The 15263-nt window shown below is 29.4% G+C and carries 12 protein-coding genes; 5 read left to right on the top strand and 7 right to left on the bottom strand.

Features of this window, described 5'->3' with window-relative positions; genetic code table 11:
• Positions 1 to 79: 79 nt before the first annotated feature.
• Positions 80 to 5038, bottom strand: a complete 4959-nt coding sequence (locus ACZJV1_RS08595) for a polysaccharide lyase family 8 super-sandwich domain-containing protein (RefSeq protein ID WP_463652047.1) — start codon at positions 5036 to 5038, stop codon at positions 80 to 82.
• Between the two features lie 787 nt (positions 5039 to 5825).
• Here ACZJV1_RS08595 and asrA point away from each other — a divergent pair.
• The 4 genes from asrA (at position 5826) to ACZJV1_RS08575 (ending at position 9607) form a co-directional block, all read left to right on the top strand.
• Complete coding sequence (asrA, locus tag ACZJV1_RS08590; protein WP_463652046.1) at positions 5826 to 6857, top strand: anaerobic sulfite reductase subunit AsrA; 1032 nt, start codon at positions 5826 to 5828, stop codon at positions 6855 to 6857.
• A gap of 1 nt (position 6858) precedes the next feature.
• Complete coding sequence (gene asrB, locus ACZJV1_RS08585; protein ID WP_463652045.1) at positions 6859 to 7653, top strand: anaerobic sulfite reductase subunit AsrB; 795 nt, start codon at positions 6859 to 6861, stop codon at positions 7651 to 7653.
• A gap of 12 nt (positions 7654 to 7665) precedes the next feature.
• Positions 7666 to 8715 (top strand): sulfite reductase subunit C, encoded by a 1050-nt coding sequence (gene asrC / locus ACZJV1_RS08580; protein WP_463652044.1) that lies wholly within the window; start codon positions 7666 to 7668, stop codon positions 8713 to 8715.
• 79 nt (positions 8716 to 8794) lie between these two features.
• Entirely contained in the window at positions 8795 to 9607 is an 813-nt protein-coding gene (locus ACZJV1_RS08575; protein WP_463652043.1) for an alpha/beta fold hydrolase, read from the top strand.
• A 294-nt stretch (positions 9608 to 9901) separates the two neighbouring features.
• On the opposite strand, the gene ACZJV1_RS08570 is transcribed toward ACZJV1_RS08575, so the two are convergent.
• From ACZJV1_RS08570 to ACZJV1_RS08560, 3 genes are read right to left on the bottom strand one after another with little or no spacing between them, the layout of a single operon-like run.
• Positions 9902 to 10918 (bottom strand): DUF4097 family beta strand repeat-containing protein, encoded by a 1017-nt coding sequence (locus ACZJV1_RS08570; RefSeq protein ID WP_463652042.1) that lies wholly within the window; start codon positions 10916 to 10918, stop codon positions 9902 to 9904.
• Positions 10919 to 10930: 12 nt separating this feature from the next.
• Entirely contained in the window at positions 10931 to 11515 is a 585-nt protein-coding gene (locus ACZJV1_RS08565; RefSeq protein ID WP_463652041.1) for a DUF1700 domain-containing protein, read from the bottom strand.
• A complete protein-coding gene (locus ACZJV1_RS08560) occupies positions 11508 to 11831 on the bottom strand; it encodes a PadR family transcriptional regulator (protein WP_322413089.1) in 324 nt (107 codons plus the stop codon). Before ACZJV1_RS08560 ends, ACZJV1_RS08565 begins: the two co-directional genes overlap by 8 nt.
• Positions 11832 to 12035: 204 nt before the next feature.
• Here ACZJV1_RS08560 and ACZJV1_RS08555 point away from each other — a divergent pair, with 204 nt between their 5' ends.
• Positions 12036 to 12353, top strand: a complete 318-nt coding sequence (locus ACZJV1_RS08555) for a hypothetical protein (protein ID WP_463652040.1) — start codon at positions 12036 to 12038, stop codon at positions 12351 to 12353.
• Between the two features lie 171 nt (positions 12354 to 12524).
• Here ACZJV1_RS08555 and ACZJV1_RS08550 read toward each other — a convergent pair whose 3' ends face one another.
• From ACZJV1_RS08550 to ACZJV1_RS08540, 3 genes are read right to left on the bottom strand one after another with little or no spacing between them, the layout of a single operon-like run.
• Positions 12525 to 13745 (bottom strand): radical SAM/SPASM domain-containing protein, encoded by a 1221-nt coding sequence (locus tag ACZJV1_RS08550; protein ID WP_463652039.1) that lies wholly within the window; start codon positions 13743 to 13745, stop codon positions 12525 to 12527.
• Complete coding sequence (locus ACZJV1_RS08545; RefSeq protein WP_463652038.1) at positions 13735 to 14607, bottom strand: class I SAM-dependent methyltransferase; 873 nt, start codon at positions 14605 to 14607, stop codon at positions 13735 to 13737. The genes ACZJV1_RS08550 and ACZJV1_RS08545 overlap by 11 nt, the downstream gene beginning before the upstream one ends.
• A 12-nt stretch (positions 14608 to 14619) precedes the next feature.
• Positions 14620 to 15198, bottom strand: coding sequence for a class I SAM-dependent methyltransferase (locus tag ACZJV1_RS08540; RefSeq protein WP_463652037.1), 579 nt, complete (start codon positions 15196 to 15198; stop codon positions 14620 to 14622).
• Between the last annotated feature and the right edge of the window lie 65 nt (positions 15199 to 15263).

Raw genomic sequence — 15263 nt, 5'->3', positions numbered from 1 at the left:
AAAAGTAAAGAATTTTGTTTAATTATGCAAAATAAACTTTAATAGGACTGTAACATCTCGTTACAGTCCCTCACATACTTTATTGTTCTCTTTTTCTTGGTCTAACCATTAAAGCAACTCCCAATGCTAAAATAATTAAACTTGTTGTAGTTAAAACATCTGTGCTTACTCTTGAACCTGTTTTAGGAAGATCTTTGCTTGCTTTAACATCATTTAATTCTTTATCACTTGTTTCTTTGATAATATCATTGTTGTTATTTACATCGTCAGTGTTTGTATTATTATTTCCATTAGTACTTGTATTGGAGTCATTTTTAGCAATAATACTTTCAACATCAACTTGAGTAATAAAATAATCACTACAATGTGTCAACTCAACATCAATATAGTATTTTCCATCTTTTTCGTAAGGTAATATCTTGGATTGTATTTCTTCAGCCTTCTTAGTTGTTGGATTATACCAGAAAAAGTTAACAGGCTTAGTTGCATCAATTTTACTAATATCCACTGGTATTGTTACAGTCATTGGTGCCGGTAAATTACCATGATACTTAAATGATATAACTTGTGAACTACTATCATATTTTAATATTTCATTTTTATATGGTGCAACTTCATTTAAATTAAAATCCATATCTTTTTCTATGACTTTAATATTTTTAGGGTTGAATTTCCATACTAATTCCATACCTTGAGAATTCACTATAAATCCCATATTTTTATCTATTGTTTTGATCATCTCAAAAGCCTTTAGTGGTATTTCCTTATTATCATTTAATTCAATTTTAACTTCCCCTGTAAGCTTTTGTAGTATTTCTTTTAAAGTTTGTCCAATATCCTTACTTCCCTCTAATGATCCTTTAATTTCGAAAACCAATTTCACATTAGATTCATTGCCAGCCTTATCCACTGCAGTTATTTCTAAATAATGTTTTCCTATAGCATCAATTTCACCAAGTAGTTCTACTACTTTACCATCAAGTTCATAGGTAATTTTTGCACTCTCATTAACTACTACTTCTGGCTTAATTGTAGTATTTTTATATACTTCTCCATCCTTTACACCTGCTATGATAATTTGTGGAGCTATAGTATCTACTGTAAAAGTTAATGTTGTTTTGTTTCCTGCTTCATCTGTTACTACTAAAGTATGTTGTCCTTCTGCACTTACTTCACTTTCATTAGTGAATTCTGCTTCATCTAATGTTGCTGTTCCTTCGTCAAAGCTTACTTTTACAGCCTTATCATATACTTTTCCATCTTCTACTCCTACTACTTTTGGCGCTGTAGTATCTATTTTCTTAAATTTTACTTTAAAAGTATCACCATTAGAATTATTTACATTTACACTTAATTTTATTGTAGGTCCAAGTTGTGTAACTGTAACTTCTGAATCCGCTGAAACTACAGATTCTATCTGCTTATTTAATTCCACTTCTATTGTTCCATTATTTTTCATAGTAGGATCAGAAATAGAAATTTCTAAATAATCAGCTGATTCTTTAGTCATAATAGAAGATTTCTTATTTGCTGTTATAAAATCTATATTTTGTACTGTATCAGTAAAGAAGTTAGCACCAATCATATTAAGTTTATTTTCTTTAACAGCTTGTACACTTGATGTATTACTCAAAACAGTAATACTAGGATTCTTAGCATACTCTTCAACTTGCTGTTTTGTTTGGTTTGGTAGCATAACATATTCATATGATGCATCTGTAGGATTTACACCATGATCAAACCACATTTCAAGATAGTTATTTGTTATATTTAATGGTTGATCATTTGAGTCTACAGGGCCACTAGATCCAATTGCTTGCCATGTTCCTGTATTTTCAACATTTCTAACTTTAAGGTTTGTTTTATTAGGGAAGTAGTAACCTACATCTGCTCCACTAACATTTCCACTTATATAAGCCCAATTTGCACTCATAATATCTTGAGAATCACTATTTGGTTTTGGATCATTAGTTATATTTTGCTGAGTTAATGTTAAATTTTGATTTATGCCATTAACTGAGAATTCATTTGAATTATCTGACTTTAGCTTTCTATTATCAACTATAGTTTCTATATTTCTGCCATCAGTACTATTTATTCCAGCACCAAGAGCAACTATTTCATCCTCAAACATAAACCATGATTTTTTAGCTTCTAAAGATAATCTGTCCATCTCTTTTGTTTGAGTGTTAATTAATCCCTTTGGACCAATAGCATGATAATCCATTCCATTAATTCCATAATTACCTAGAACAGTTCCACCAACCCAGTCCCTATCAGAATTACATTTATTACCTTTACCATCAGTCATAGTTACTGTATCTACAGTAGTACCTGGAATTCTATATGGATTAATTGTTGGCCAATAATTCTTATAATAATTTAAATCATCATTATATAAATAAGTCATTCCAGCATTAGTGTACCAACCTCTTTTATTTTCATTATTCATGCTTTCAAAATTTGTAATTCTTGTTGAAAACATTGCTACACCAAATAGATAGTTATCTCCAACATGAACAGCTCTATCTGACATTGGTAGGTTTTTTTGATACTCTTGTTTTGCTGATGGAACAATATTTGGATCATTTAATATTCTGTCTAAATCATTCATAAGAGAAATTGGATATTGATTTAAATTAACTCCTCTCATATTATACATATGATCATATGATGTATCACTTTGTATCATTTGTTTTACAAATGAATACATTTCTGACTTTTGAACAGGATCTGTGATAATTCTAGCTATAAGCATCATTGCATTTAATGATGTATGTCCAACTGCATCCTCGGCACTTCTTGATATTCCTCTACCTCTCATCATATCAAGCATAATGCCATTGTATATGAAAGGTTTTAATGCATTGTCTACAAATTCTTTTAATATCTGTAGCTTTGAGCTAGAAATCTCCCATGGAGAACCTTGTAATAAACTTGCTATAGTTGGAACACCTGCAAAAAATACATTACCATAGCCTCCAACATATGATGTGGCACCTAAACCATATTGATCCTTATGTTGAATGAATGAACCATCAGTATAGAACCCATCTCCTTCAGTAGAATAAACAAGAACACTTTCAGTTGCATCTTTAGCCATTAATAACTGTTCATAATCCTTCGTTAATACACCCATTAGAGCTGAAATTCTAGCGCAATCTACTCTATTAGCACCCGTAGTTAACTTATAGGTTGGATTTGTTGGATTTAATTCAGTATAACAATTATTAAATGGATCTGGCATATAGAAATAAATTGCTTTCATATACCTTGTTAAATTATCTTTTGGAATGTCATTATATAATAGAACGCAAGCATTTTCTAATACCTGTGGAATCCCAATCTCCCAATTCCACCAGTTACCATATTCAACATTTAAATTTTCATTGTATCTATTTTGATACATCCACTCAAGAGCATCTAATAAATCTGCTAGTAGATTAGCATCTCCCTTTAATGGGCTGTTATTCATTTGATAAGCCCTTGCCATTGCCTCAATTCTTTTATATGCAGTTGTTATGTACTCTGATTTTTTAAGATCTTTATTAGCTTGTGTTAGAGTAGGATCTATACTACTATCATCTAAATCAGCCCATAAATGAGTTCTTGACGAAGATTTATCCATTGAAGTCCAATAATTTTGAGCATCAGTAACTACCTTATCTACAAGTGCTTTTACATTAGGGTCGTTGTAATTATAATTACCTCCTGTAAGGTCATTAAACCATTTTAATCTTAAATTATCATAAACTGCATCATCTACAACTGGTGCGTTTACGATATGTTTAATATCTAATGTTGTTGATGCTGTTTTTCCGCCATCTTGAGTTTCTGCAGTTATTGTCACTACACCCTTATTTATACCTGTAACTACACCATTACTGTCTACCGTAGCTTTTCTTGGATCAGAACTTTTCCATATAAGTGTCTTATTAGTTGCATCAATAGGATTAAACTCTACTTGTCCACTTAATTCAAGAGTTTCCCCCTTTTGAACCTCCGTTCTTGTAGGTAATTTTATATCCACTACCTTGTTAAAACTTGATAGCACATTTAGTTCACATTTAGTACTTATGGATCCATCTAATGAACTTATGCTTATTTCAGCTGTACCAATGCTGTTAGCACTTACCTTTCCATTGTAGTCTACTGAAGCCACTGAAGGATTATTACTTGTATATCTTAACCCCTGATTTGATGCCTCTACTGGCCCTATTATAGGATTAAGTTTTATTTGAGTTCCAACACCAAGTGTTAATGATTTATCAATTGATATATCTTTAACATCATAATACTTATAAATATTTAGATTATCTATAAGCATTTCTCCACCAACAGCATTACCAAATTGAACTATCCTAGCTTCATTAAATACATCCCATGTATCAGTTACGCTTACACCCGCTGTATTGTTATAAGTTGCTGATGGTAGTGGATGATTACTTTTCTTTAATTCATTATTTATGTATATATCTGCAGTATGTGTTGTTGTATCTACAACCAACTTAACATTGTACCATTCATTTATATCATAGTTTGATAATAATTGAGCTCCGCCTACCCCTAATGTAACGGTGCCGTTAGTGTTAAATACAACTAATTCAGAAAATGTATTTGATGGAGCCTTTGCTGCATCACTAAGTTTTTGTCTTATCATTACTCTACGTTGAAGCTTTTTATCCTTTAAGAATACGTCTACATCAACGACAGACTTACTAGAAATATTAAGACCTGATTTTGAAATTTGTAAATGTGGAGAAGCAGCTGTAGTTTTAAATAAAATACTATTATTATGATCATTATCAACTGATTCATTGGTAAAATAGTTATTATTATTTACATTGCCCAAACTTAAAGATACTCCATTTTGAACTATATTTGCAGCAGCATAACTTGGTCCTATATAGTTTTCAAAATCTGCTTGTAAATACATAGGTATAGTAGCAGCAAATGCGTTGATGTTTTTTCCAATACCAGGCATTAAATTTACTGCTAATACAACTGAAAGTATTGATGCTATTCTTTTTTTATTCATCGTTTTCCCCCTAAATAATTTTAAATTTAACTATGTACATTTTTACTTATATTAAGAAATAAAAATTTTAATATTACTTAAGTACCTATAAGACTTTAACCTAAAAATTTAATTTATAAATAACAAAAAATCTATATATGCAAAATCTCAATAAAATATATAGATTAAAATCTTGTTAAACCGTTTTACTAAACTCGCTCATGTTCTATACTTTTCTACACAATTGTATACCTTTACTCAAACTTAGTCAATATTTATTTTCACAATAACTATATCGTTTACATGATTATCTATTAAATAAATTTAAAGTTAATATATTAGCTATAATAGTGCAAAACACTTGAATAATTTTTCAACTGAATAAAATAAAAAACATTTATGATAAATCCTTGCTCTAATAGAGTTCTCACACAAAATGGCAGCAAGGAGCTATACATAAATGTTTTAGAACGCAATTATATCAGATGAACTATCAATAAACAAATTTTTTACACAATTAAATTTTGATTTATATCTAACGATTTAAGATTTCAATTTATTTAATAGTTATTTATGATGTTAGTATCAATCTTCTTTATTTATTTCAGATTTAGACATATCTTCAGCCATCAGAGTGTCTGCAAAGGCTCCCCCCTCATAAACTCCTATAAAAACCTCATTTTTTATTTCTATATAGGCTTTTACTTATCATTAACACATATTTTAAGTATTTCATTTATCTATAAAACTAAAGTATAATAAAATTACATATATTGTTAAAAATAAAACAAAATTCGGAGGTATTCATATGGGATATAACCTTTCATTAAAGGAAGTAAATACTTTATTTGAAGAATTAAAAAAGGAATACAAAATTTATGCACCTAAAAGATTTAAAAAACAAGGAAGATACTCAGATACTGATATAATCAGGTATGATGAGGTTTATACTGTTGAAGAAATCGAATTCAAAGAAAAATCTGATTATCCAGCAAAAGAAGTTATTACTCCTATTTCTCAAACACTTTACTTCTTTACAGAAGATGAATTTAGAGAAAGCTCTGTAGGTCATAATAAAAAGATATTAATCTTTGCTAGACCTTGTGATATTAATGCTCAAAGAAGACAGGATATGATCTATCTTCATAATGGTAACTTTGAAGATACCTTCTACAAAAGAATAAGAGATAGAGTTAAATTTGTATGTATTGAATGTGTTGAAGGATTTGATACTTGCTTCTGCACATCCATGAACAGTAATAAAACAGATGACTACTCATTAGCTGTAAGATTTAACGGTTCTTCTCTACTTTTCAATGTAAAAGATGAAGAATTTAGTAATTATTTTAACAACAAACCAGAGGAAGAATTTGAACTAAAGTTTATTGAAAACAATGAAGCTAATGTAACAATTCCAGAAATAAAGGATAAAGAAACTTTGATAGAACTTAAAAACCATCCAATGTGGGAAGAATATAATAAGAGATGTATCGAATGTGGAAGTTGTTCAATAGCTTGTAGTACTTGCTCATGCTACACTACTCGTGATATTGTATATGATCCTGCTGGAAAAATTGGTGAAAGAAAAAGAGTACAAGCTTCTTGCCATGTAAATGGATTTGATGAAATGGCTGGAGGACATAAATTTAGAACTACTAAAGCTAATAAGATTAGATATAAAGTTCTTCATAAGATACATGATTATAAAGCACAATTTGGAACTGAACATATGTGTGTTGGATGTGGTAGATGTACTGATAGATGTCCAGAACATATTTCAATTACAGCTACCTTTAATAAGGTAAACAATGCAGTAAATGAAATAATGGAGGGAAAATAATATGCAAAATAATATATTAACACCTAAAGCATATGAAATAATTAGTATTACTCATGAAACTGATTTAGAGTACACCTTTAGAGTTGCTACAGATATAGTTCCTGAACACGGACAATTCCTACAATTATCAATACCTAAAATCGGAGAAGCTCCTATTTCTGTTAGTGGCTTTGGTCTTGGATATATGGACTTTACTATAAGAGCTGTTGGGAAAGTAACAGATGAACTTTTTAAGCTTAAATCTGGAGATAAAATCTTCTTAAGAGGTGCTTATGGTAAAGGATGGCCAGTTGAAAAGTTTAAAGATAAAAATTTAATTATAATAGCTGGGGGTACAGGAGTTGCACCAGTAAGAAGTATCATTAATAAATGCTACTTTCAAGAGAATTACGTAAAATCATTAAATTTAGTATTTGGTTTCAAAAATGAAAATGGAATATTGTTTAAAAATGATTTAGAAAAATGGAGAGATAAGTTCACCACTATCTACACTTTAGATAATGGTGAAAAAGAAGGTTGGGAACAAGGACTTGTTACTAAACACTTATCAAAATTACCTCTAGAGTCATTTAAGGATAACTATGAAGTTGTTATAGTTGGTCCACCAATAATGATGCACTTTACTGCTCTTGAAATGCTAAAACTTGGTGTTCCTGAAGAAAAGATTTGGGTATCCTTTGAAAGAAAGATGTCTTGTGCAGTTGGCAAATGCGGCCACTGTAGAATTGATGAAACTTATGTATGTTTAGAAGGTCCAGTATTTAACTATACTAAGGCTAAAACATTATTAGATTAGGAGGATTTCATTATGAATCATGATATAAATGTTAAAAAGACTAGATTAAACTGTTTCCGTCAATCAAAGGTTCCTGGAGAATTTATGCTTCAAATGCGTGTTCCAGGAGGTACTGTTAATGCTAAATATCTAGGTGATGTTCAATATATTGCTGAAACCTATGGTAATGGTACTTTCCATATTGGAATGAGACAAACATTTAGTATACCTGGTATTAAATATGAAAATATTCCTTCTGTTAATGAATATATAGCTAACTACCTAAAAGAAGTTGAAATTGACGAATGTAACTGTGACATGACAATTGACGAGAATGGTTACCCAACAATTGGTGCTAGAAATATTATGGCTTGTATAGGTAATACTCATTGTATTAAAGCTAATGTTAACACTAAAGAATTAGCTAATAAAATAGAAAATTTAGTCTTCCCTTCTCACTACCACATTAAAGTTTCAGTAGCTGGATGTCCAAATGACTGTGCTAAAGCTCACTTCCAAGACTTTGGTGTTATTGGTCAAGCTAGAATGGAATATAATCCAGAAAGATGTATAGGCTGTGGAGCTTGTGAAAGAGCATGTCAGCATCATGCAACTAGAGTTTTAAGTTTAAATGATAAAGGACTTATAGATAAAGATCCTTGCTGCTGTGTTGGTTGTGGTGAATGTGTAATCGCCTGCCCTACAAGTGCATGGACAAGAAGTCCTAAGAAGTTTTATAGAGTTGTCCTAGGAGGAAGAACAGGAAAACAAACTCCTAGAATGGGTAAAACTTTCCTAAACTTCGTTACTGAAGATGTTGTACTAGCTATGTTTGGAAATTGGCAAAAGTTCTCTGCTTGGGCATTAGATTATAAGCCAGAATACTTACATGGTGGACATCTAATAGATAGAGCTGGATACCATAAATTTAAGGAAATAATATTAGATGGTGTAGAATTAAACCCTGAAGCATTAGTTGCTGATAATATCTTCTGGGCAGAAACAGAATATAGATCAAACTTTAATGTTAAGCCAATAGGACAACATAAAACAATAGAATCAAATAGAGAAATTAGAAATTAAAAATATGCTATATCATTCACAAATTATTGCTCAAGTAAGTAATATATTTATATAATTACTTATTTAGTGGAGGTAATAATTGGGTTACTATATTGGTGTAGAACCAAATGTAAAACTCTATGTAGAGGATCTTAATCCAGAAGGATATAAAACAATATTATTTTTACATGGTTGGCCTGGTAGTCATAATTTATTTGAATATCAGTTTGATGAACTTCCAAAGATGGGATATAGATGCATCGGGATAGATATGAGAGGGTTTGGAAACTCAGATAGACCTTACTCCGGTTATGATTACGATCGATTATCAGATGATGTTAGATGTGTTGTTAATGCGCTAAAATTAAATAATTTCACACTAGCAGGACACTCAACTGGTGGAGCTATAGCTATTCGATACATGGCTCGCCATAAAGGACATGGAATATCTAAGCTTGCTCTTTTTTCAGCAGCAGCCCCTAGTCTTATAAAACGTCCTAATTTTAATTATGGATTAGATAAAGAAACAGTTCTGCAACTAATTGAAGGGACATATACAGACCGACCTAAAATGCTTAGAGATTTCGGAGACATATTTTTCTTTCAGCATATAACTCAGGCATTCTCGGATTGGTTCTTTCAATTAGGATTACAGGCATCCGGATGGGCAACTGCATCTATTGCAAATACTTGGATAAATGAAGTGCTATTTTCTGATCTAGAAACTATAGATGTTCCAACATTAATTATTCATGGTATTCATGATAAGGTTGTTCCATTTGAACTTGGTGAAATACAACACAAAATGATTAAAAATTCAAAGTTCCTGCCATTTAATTTTAGCGGTCATGGAGTGTTTTATGATCAGAAAGACAAATTTAACGAAGAGTTAGTGAGATTTATTGAGGAGTAAAGTTTTTCAATTTAGAATATCAAAATAAAAATACCGTATTATTCATTTTACGGTATTTTTTCTTTCATTTTATACCTCTTTTATATCATAATTTCGAAATCCAAATTTCAGCATCTTCAATACTTTTAAATGTTCTGAATTGATTTCCTTTATTAGCTTCAATAATCATTTCTTTAAATCTTTACCTATTAAATTGAAAACTCCACTGTGGAGTGTACTTCATTACTAATGCCTTTTCAAGTTCTTTTACATGCTCCACATTTTTATACTTTCTCCTAAACAGCTTACAATTTCTTATTTTACAAAATCAATTTTCAAATCTCCACTTTTACAATTAATATTAAAGTTATTTGAAGCTCCAGTATTTATTTCCTCTACATCCCCTTCAACTTCTTTGTCATCTATTTTATTAGTACCAAAATCCATATCTACTTTATATGAATATTCATTTTTGGGTAAACTAGTTTTTATGGTTATATCTCCAAAGTCACAATCTAAAGTATTATCACCCTTTAACTCACCATCTATATTAATTTCTCCTGATTTTGCTCTTACTAACAATCCATTAGTAACTAATTGAATTCCTTTAACATCACCAAAATCACTATTAATTTTAGCATTATTAGCAGTAAGTGTTTTTATATCTAACGTTCCTGATTTTAAATTGCTTTCAAAAGTAGTTGTATTAATATTTTCTGATATGACATCTCCAAAATCAACATATAAAACTAACTCTTCTAACTTAAGATTTTTAGTATAAACCTTCCCACTTTTTCCCGTTAAATTAATTTTATCTCCAGTAATATTATTAATTGTTGCATTTCCAAAATCACAATTAATATTTGAATTTTTAACCTCAATGTTATCAACTATTAAATTTCCGCTTTTATTTTGTATATCTAAATTATTTAAAGCTACATTTTCGGGAATGTACACTTTTACTAAAGTATTATTATCGATGAAACCCATACTGAAGGACATTTTTCCCCATCTTTTGTTACTTACAGTTAGTTTTTCATTTTCAACCTTGTAAGTTAGCTCTTCAACTTCTTCATTGTATTCAACTTCAATAGCATATTTATCTGATTTAATCACTTCAATATCTCCAAAATCAACATCTATATTAACATCATTAAATTTTTCTAATTCCTTATTTTCTTTTATTATATTTGCCCTGTCATATATTTCAAATCCATCTTTTCCCCATACAATACTACCGCGACCTCCATTTAATAATCCTATAATTGCCATTATTACGCCAAGTACTATTAAGCATATTGATAATAGCATTATTTTCTTTGTTTTTCTCATTATTACGCCCCCTTATTTTTTCTTTGATCTATTAACTTTACTTAAAAAGCTTTTAGTAATATTTCTAAATAATATAGCTACCTTTGGTACTATAGTTTTAACGCCAAGTGCCACTAAAATTCCAACTCCAATTACTATTAGTCCTGTTCCTATATATAAACTCCCTGTTGCTGGTCCCTGAAAGATCACTAGAAATCCTACAATAAACGCTACTACACCAGCTAATAAAAGTGATAGTGCTACTGTAGCAAAAGTAAAAATAAGTGCTCCTACAACTATTATCATTGCAAATACAATTGCTATTAATGCAATAGCTAATGGTAATGCTATTGGTGCAGCAAATATTGAAAGAATAATTAATAGTACCCTATTTATGCCACTCTTACTCTTTTCTTTTGTATTTGTATTAAATGCATAATCAGATAATATTTGTGATGCAATTGTTGAAGGTGACCCTAATTCTTTAATTACCTCTGCTTCATCTTTTTCAGCATCATCGAAATATTCTAAGTAATATGCCACTACATTATCAACTTCTTCTTTTGATAATCTCTTTAACTTTATTCTCAATTCATCAATGAAATTTTCCTTACTCATTATTTGTACCCCTTTCCAATAAAACTTTATCAACATTTTTTTTATACTCTTCCCATTGTCCTAAATATTCACTCAGCACTTGCTTACCTTTTTCCGTAATTTTATAGTATCTTCTATTTCTTCCTTGATAAGCTTGATCATATGTTGTTAAGCATTCATCCTTTTGCAACCTTCTAAGCACAGGATATAGTGTTGATTCTGAAATAGACATAATCTGTCTAACATTTTGTGTAAGTATATATCCATAAGTATCTTCTCTAGAAAGTACCGCTAAAACGCACGCATCTAATAAAGCTGCTCCCAATTGAAAAGCCATAACTTCACCTCATTTTTTATTTATATAATATGTATCTATATATAATACTATATATCATATAATATTATTCATCAAACATTTTTGCAACTAAATTTTCAAATTTTGTTTTAAATAACCATTAAAGGCCTCCATTAAAACTAATAATTTATAAAATAAAACCAATACTATAAACTAGGGATACATTTAAAATGGAGGTGTATGGTTTTGAGTTTAGACAATATCTGTTGTAAGACCTGGCAAGATGTCCTTATAGAAAAAGGCTTCGACTCTTCTACTGCCAAAGCTCTTATTGGTTTTATTTCTTGGAATAAAGGAGAAGAGTTCTTTAAATTAGGAACAGAAATAACCCAGCTTCTTTCTGGATATGAAGGAAAAGTTTTTGCTAAAGATGTTACTGCTATTAATTATAATGATAAAGGGCTATTATTTTTTAGCACAGACATTTCTCAAGAAATTGCTAATAAAATCTTTGAAACAATTATGAGTTATGAGCAAAATAATGTTTATTCCTCGCTCCACTAAAAAGGTAGCTAGAAAGCGGTGTTTGATATAAGTAGATGTTACATTAAATACTTTATTGGAAAATGATTATAAAATGATAAACTTATAAACTTGCTGAAAAAAACCTGTTTTTTAACAGGTTTTTTTCAGCAAACTAGATAGATACTTATTATTATTTATTAAAAATTTATTCTACTTCTCCCCTCTAAGCAACCTATAATACTTAGGCAACTCCTCTTCATTACATTTATCACATTTCTTTGCATAGCAATAGTTCCTAGCTCTTTCTAATTTGCTGTGCATTTTATCCCATATATCTTTAATATCTTCATCTAATACATTTCCAAAGGGTTCAGGAACAAAATCACAAGGTAGGAAGTTTCCTTCATTATCTATATATGAATGTTGCACCCCTGCTCCACATCCAAATTGATCTTTTGATTCAACATATGAAAATACTGAGGTTTTAGGATAATTTTTATCTCTATTAAATTTTACATGAAGATTGATAAGTTCTTTTTTCTCTTCTACTGTAAATATAGCATCAGATTTTACTAGTAATGATCCACATGGGATAGGTTCTAGTATTCTAACTTCATCTACCCCTAAGGCTTTTAAAAATTTCCCAAGTTCATATATTTCTCCACTTTTTAGCATTTCTTTTGTACATACAGTTTGAGCCATAGCATAAATACCTGCTTCTTTACAACTTTTTATTGCTGAAATTGAACTGTCATATGCTCCATTGTAACCTCTTTTTTTATCATGATTTTCCTTATATAAGCTATCAATACTTATTCCTACACCAAAAAGACCAGCTTCTTTTAATGCTTTTGCTTTATTAAGACTTAAAGAATAGCCATTTGTAAATAAATAAGAAATGCTTCTTTTATCTATACTATATATTATTTCTTCTAAATCAGTTCTAAGAAGAGGCTCTCCTCCTGTAAAACCAATTATTCCAACACCTAAATCTTGAAGGGATTTTATTATATTCTTCACTTCATCAGTAGTCATTTCTTTTGATCTATCATCTTTATCTTTAATAAATCTTTTTGCACTACAATGCCAACAATTATACATACATCTACCTGTAACAGCTATATATGTAGAAATTGGAGCTAACCTCTTCCCAGTAGTATGATTATAAAAGAATTCAGCATTTTCTCCTGGAACTGCATCTGCTATACTTTTATAAGCTATACTATTTAATGGTGGTAAAAAGGAGTTAACTACAAAATTACCATTGTGAATAGCTAATCTATCATTCTTTATAACATTCATTCCACATCTTATAACATTTATAGGCTTATAATCTTTACTTTTCTTAAACCTCTTATGTATATATAGAAAGTTTTTTCTTACATCTTTGTTGAATACTGCTTTTATAATTGGCGCCGTATTACTTATCATTTTTAAAAACCCCCCAAACATATTTATGAGTAATTGTATTAATTTCTTTTTCATTAAATAAATTAATCATTGTATCTTTAACCTTATTATCTTCCATATCTACCATAGCATCAAAGCCAGCTAATGCTCCTGTCGATGTTACAAAGGTCACTAAAGATTTGGTATCATCAAAAGTAAATATATGTGAACCACTTTTCACTTCTATTTTGGAGAACTTTTCTTTTTTGAACCATCTTGTGAATGTCTTATGATGAATTGGGTTAGGAAGTTCTTTCATTATTTTATTTATATTTTTATAGTTTTTTAAAATAAGTTTTGGATATATTTTTCTAACCTCTGGTAATGTATTTTTTAAATTAACTATTACTGTAAAATATCCGTCCTTTTTTAACACTCTAGAAACTTCCTTTATAATTTCATGAGGATTTTGATATTTAATCGCCCAAGCACATATAACAATATCAAAGCTATTGTCTTTAGAACTTTTTAGAAGAGATAACATATCACTTTTTATAAATTCAGCATCTAATTTGCAATTATTTCTAGCTTGATTTAGCATCCCTTCTGATATGTCTACTAAAGTGAACTTAGAAGATGGTATTCTAGAATTTATAAAACCACTATTAAAGCCTGTCCCACATGCAAGATCAAGAACTTTAGGAGATGATTTTGACTTAGTATCTATATATTTTATAATAACTTTATCTAACATTTCTTTATTATATTTATGCATTTCTTTTAAGAAAGAATCATTATAAACTTCACTTACTCTTGTGTAAGAATTTGCTATATCCCTTAAATCTGTATATTTTTTAGTTAAAAATAATTTTATAATTCTAAATAGCCCTTTTAAAGTATTCATAAAATAACTCCTTTAGTTTGAATTTTCTCCTAAATATATATACTCATAGCTTGATATTTTAACTATTTTCCCATTATTAAAATAATCAGAAGCTAATGATTTCATTTCATTTTTAGATAGCATTTTAACTTTTTCAAAGCAACTTCTTTCAAAGATATATATAAGCTTAGTTATTATATGAGTTCTATCAAATTCGTAAATAAGTATTTTACCCTTATATTTAAGTAATCTTTTACATTCCTTTAATGTTTCTTCTTTATCACTTATATGGTGAAAGGAATCTCTCATTATAATTAAATCTATTGAAGAGTCCTTTAAATTAATATTATTTGAACATCCATTTATAATATTAACTTTATTATTTTTTTCTTTAGCTATATTAGTCATTTTCACTTCTGGATCTAATATAGTTACATTAGCTCCTAAATTTATAAGTTCATTAGCTAATGTTCCAGTTCCCCCACCAATATCTAAAATTTCTATATTAGAAATATCTCCTATTATTTTTATGATTACTTTATTTTTATCTAAATTAAATATTTTCATAAATTTATCATATTGTTTGTAGTAATACTTAAATAAATAGCTCATATTTGATATTTATCTCCTTAAAAACTCATATAAATTATATTAATTAAATAATACCATGTAATTCC

Source organism: Clostridium sp. LS3 (assembly GCF_055330225.1).
Note: the sequence above shows the minus strand (reverse complement) of the source record. Positions and strands in the feature narration are given on the sequence as shown.

Coding starts and splice junctions, on each gene's coding strand:
- ACZJV1_RS08595 (WP_463652047.1), bottom strand. CDS start 5,038: ATGAATAAAAAAAGAATAGCATCAATACTTTCAGTTGTATTAGCAGTA.
- asrA (WP_463652046.1), top strand. CDS start 5,826: ATGGGATATAACCTTTCATTAAAGGAAGTAAATACTTTATTTGAAGAA.
- asrB (WP_463652045.1), top strand. CDS start 6,859: ATGCAAAATAATATATTAACACCTAAAGCATATGAAATAATTAGTATT.
- asrC (WP_463652044.1), top strand. CDS start 7,666: ATGAATCATGATATAAATGTTAAAAAGACTAGATTAAACTGTTTCCGT.
- ACZJV1_RS08570 (WP_463652042.1), bottom strand. CDS start 10,918: ATGAGAAAAACAAAGAAAATAATGCTATTATCAATATGCTTAATAGTA.
- ACZJV1_RS08565 (WP_463652041.1), bottom strand. CDS start 11,515: ATGAGTAAGGAAAATTTCATTGATGAATTGAGAATAAAGTTAAAGAGA.
- ACZJV1_RS08560 (WP_322413089.1), bottom strand. CDS start 11,831: ATGGCTTTTCAATTGGGAGCAGCTTTATTAGATGCGTGCGTTTTAGCG.
- ACZJV1_RS08550 (WP_463652039.1), bottom strand. CDS start 13,745: ATGATAAGTAATACGGCGCCAATTATAAAAGCAGTATTCAACAAAGAT.
- ACZJV1_RS08545 (WP_463652038.1), bottom strand. CDS start 14,607: ATGAATACTTTAAAAGGGCTATTTAGAATTATAAAATTATTTTTAACT.
- ACZJV1_RS08540 (WP_463652037.1), bottom strand. CDS start 15,198: ATGAGCTATTTATTTAAGTATTACTACAAACAATATGATAAATTTATG.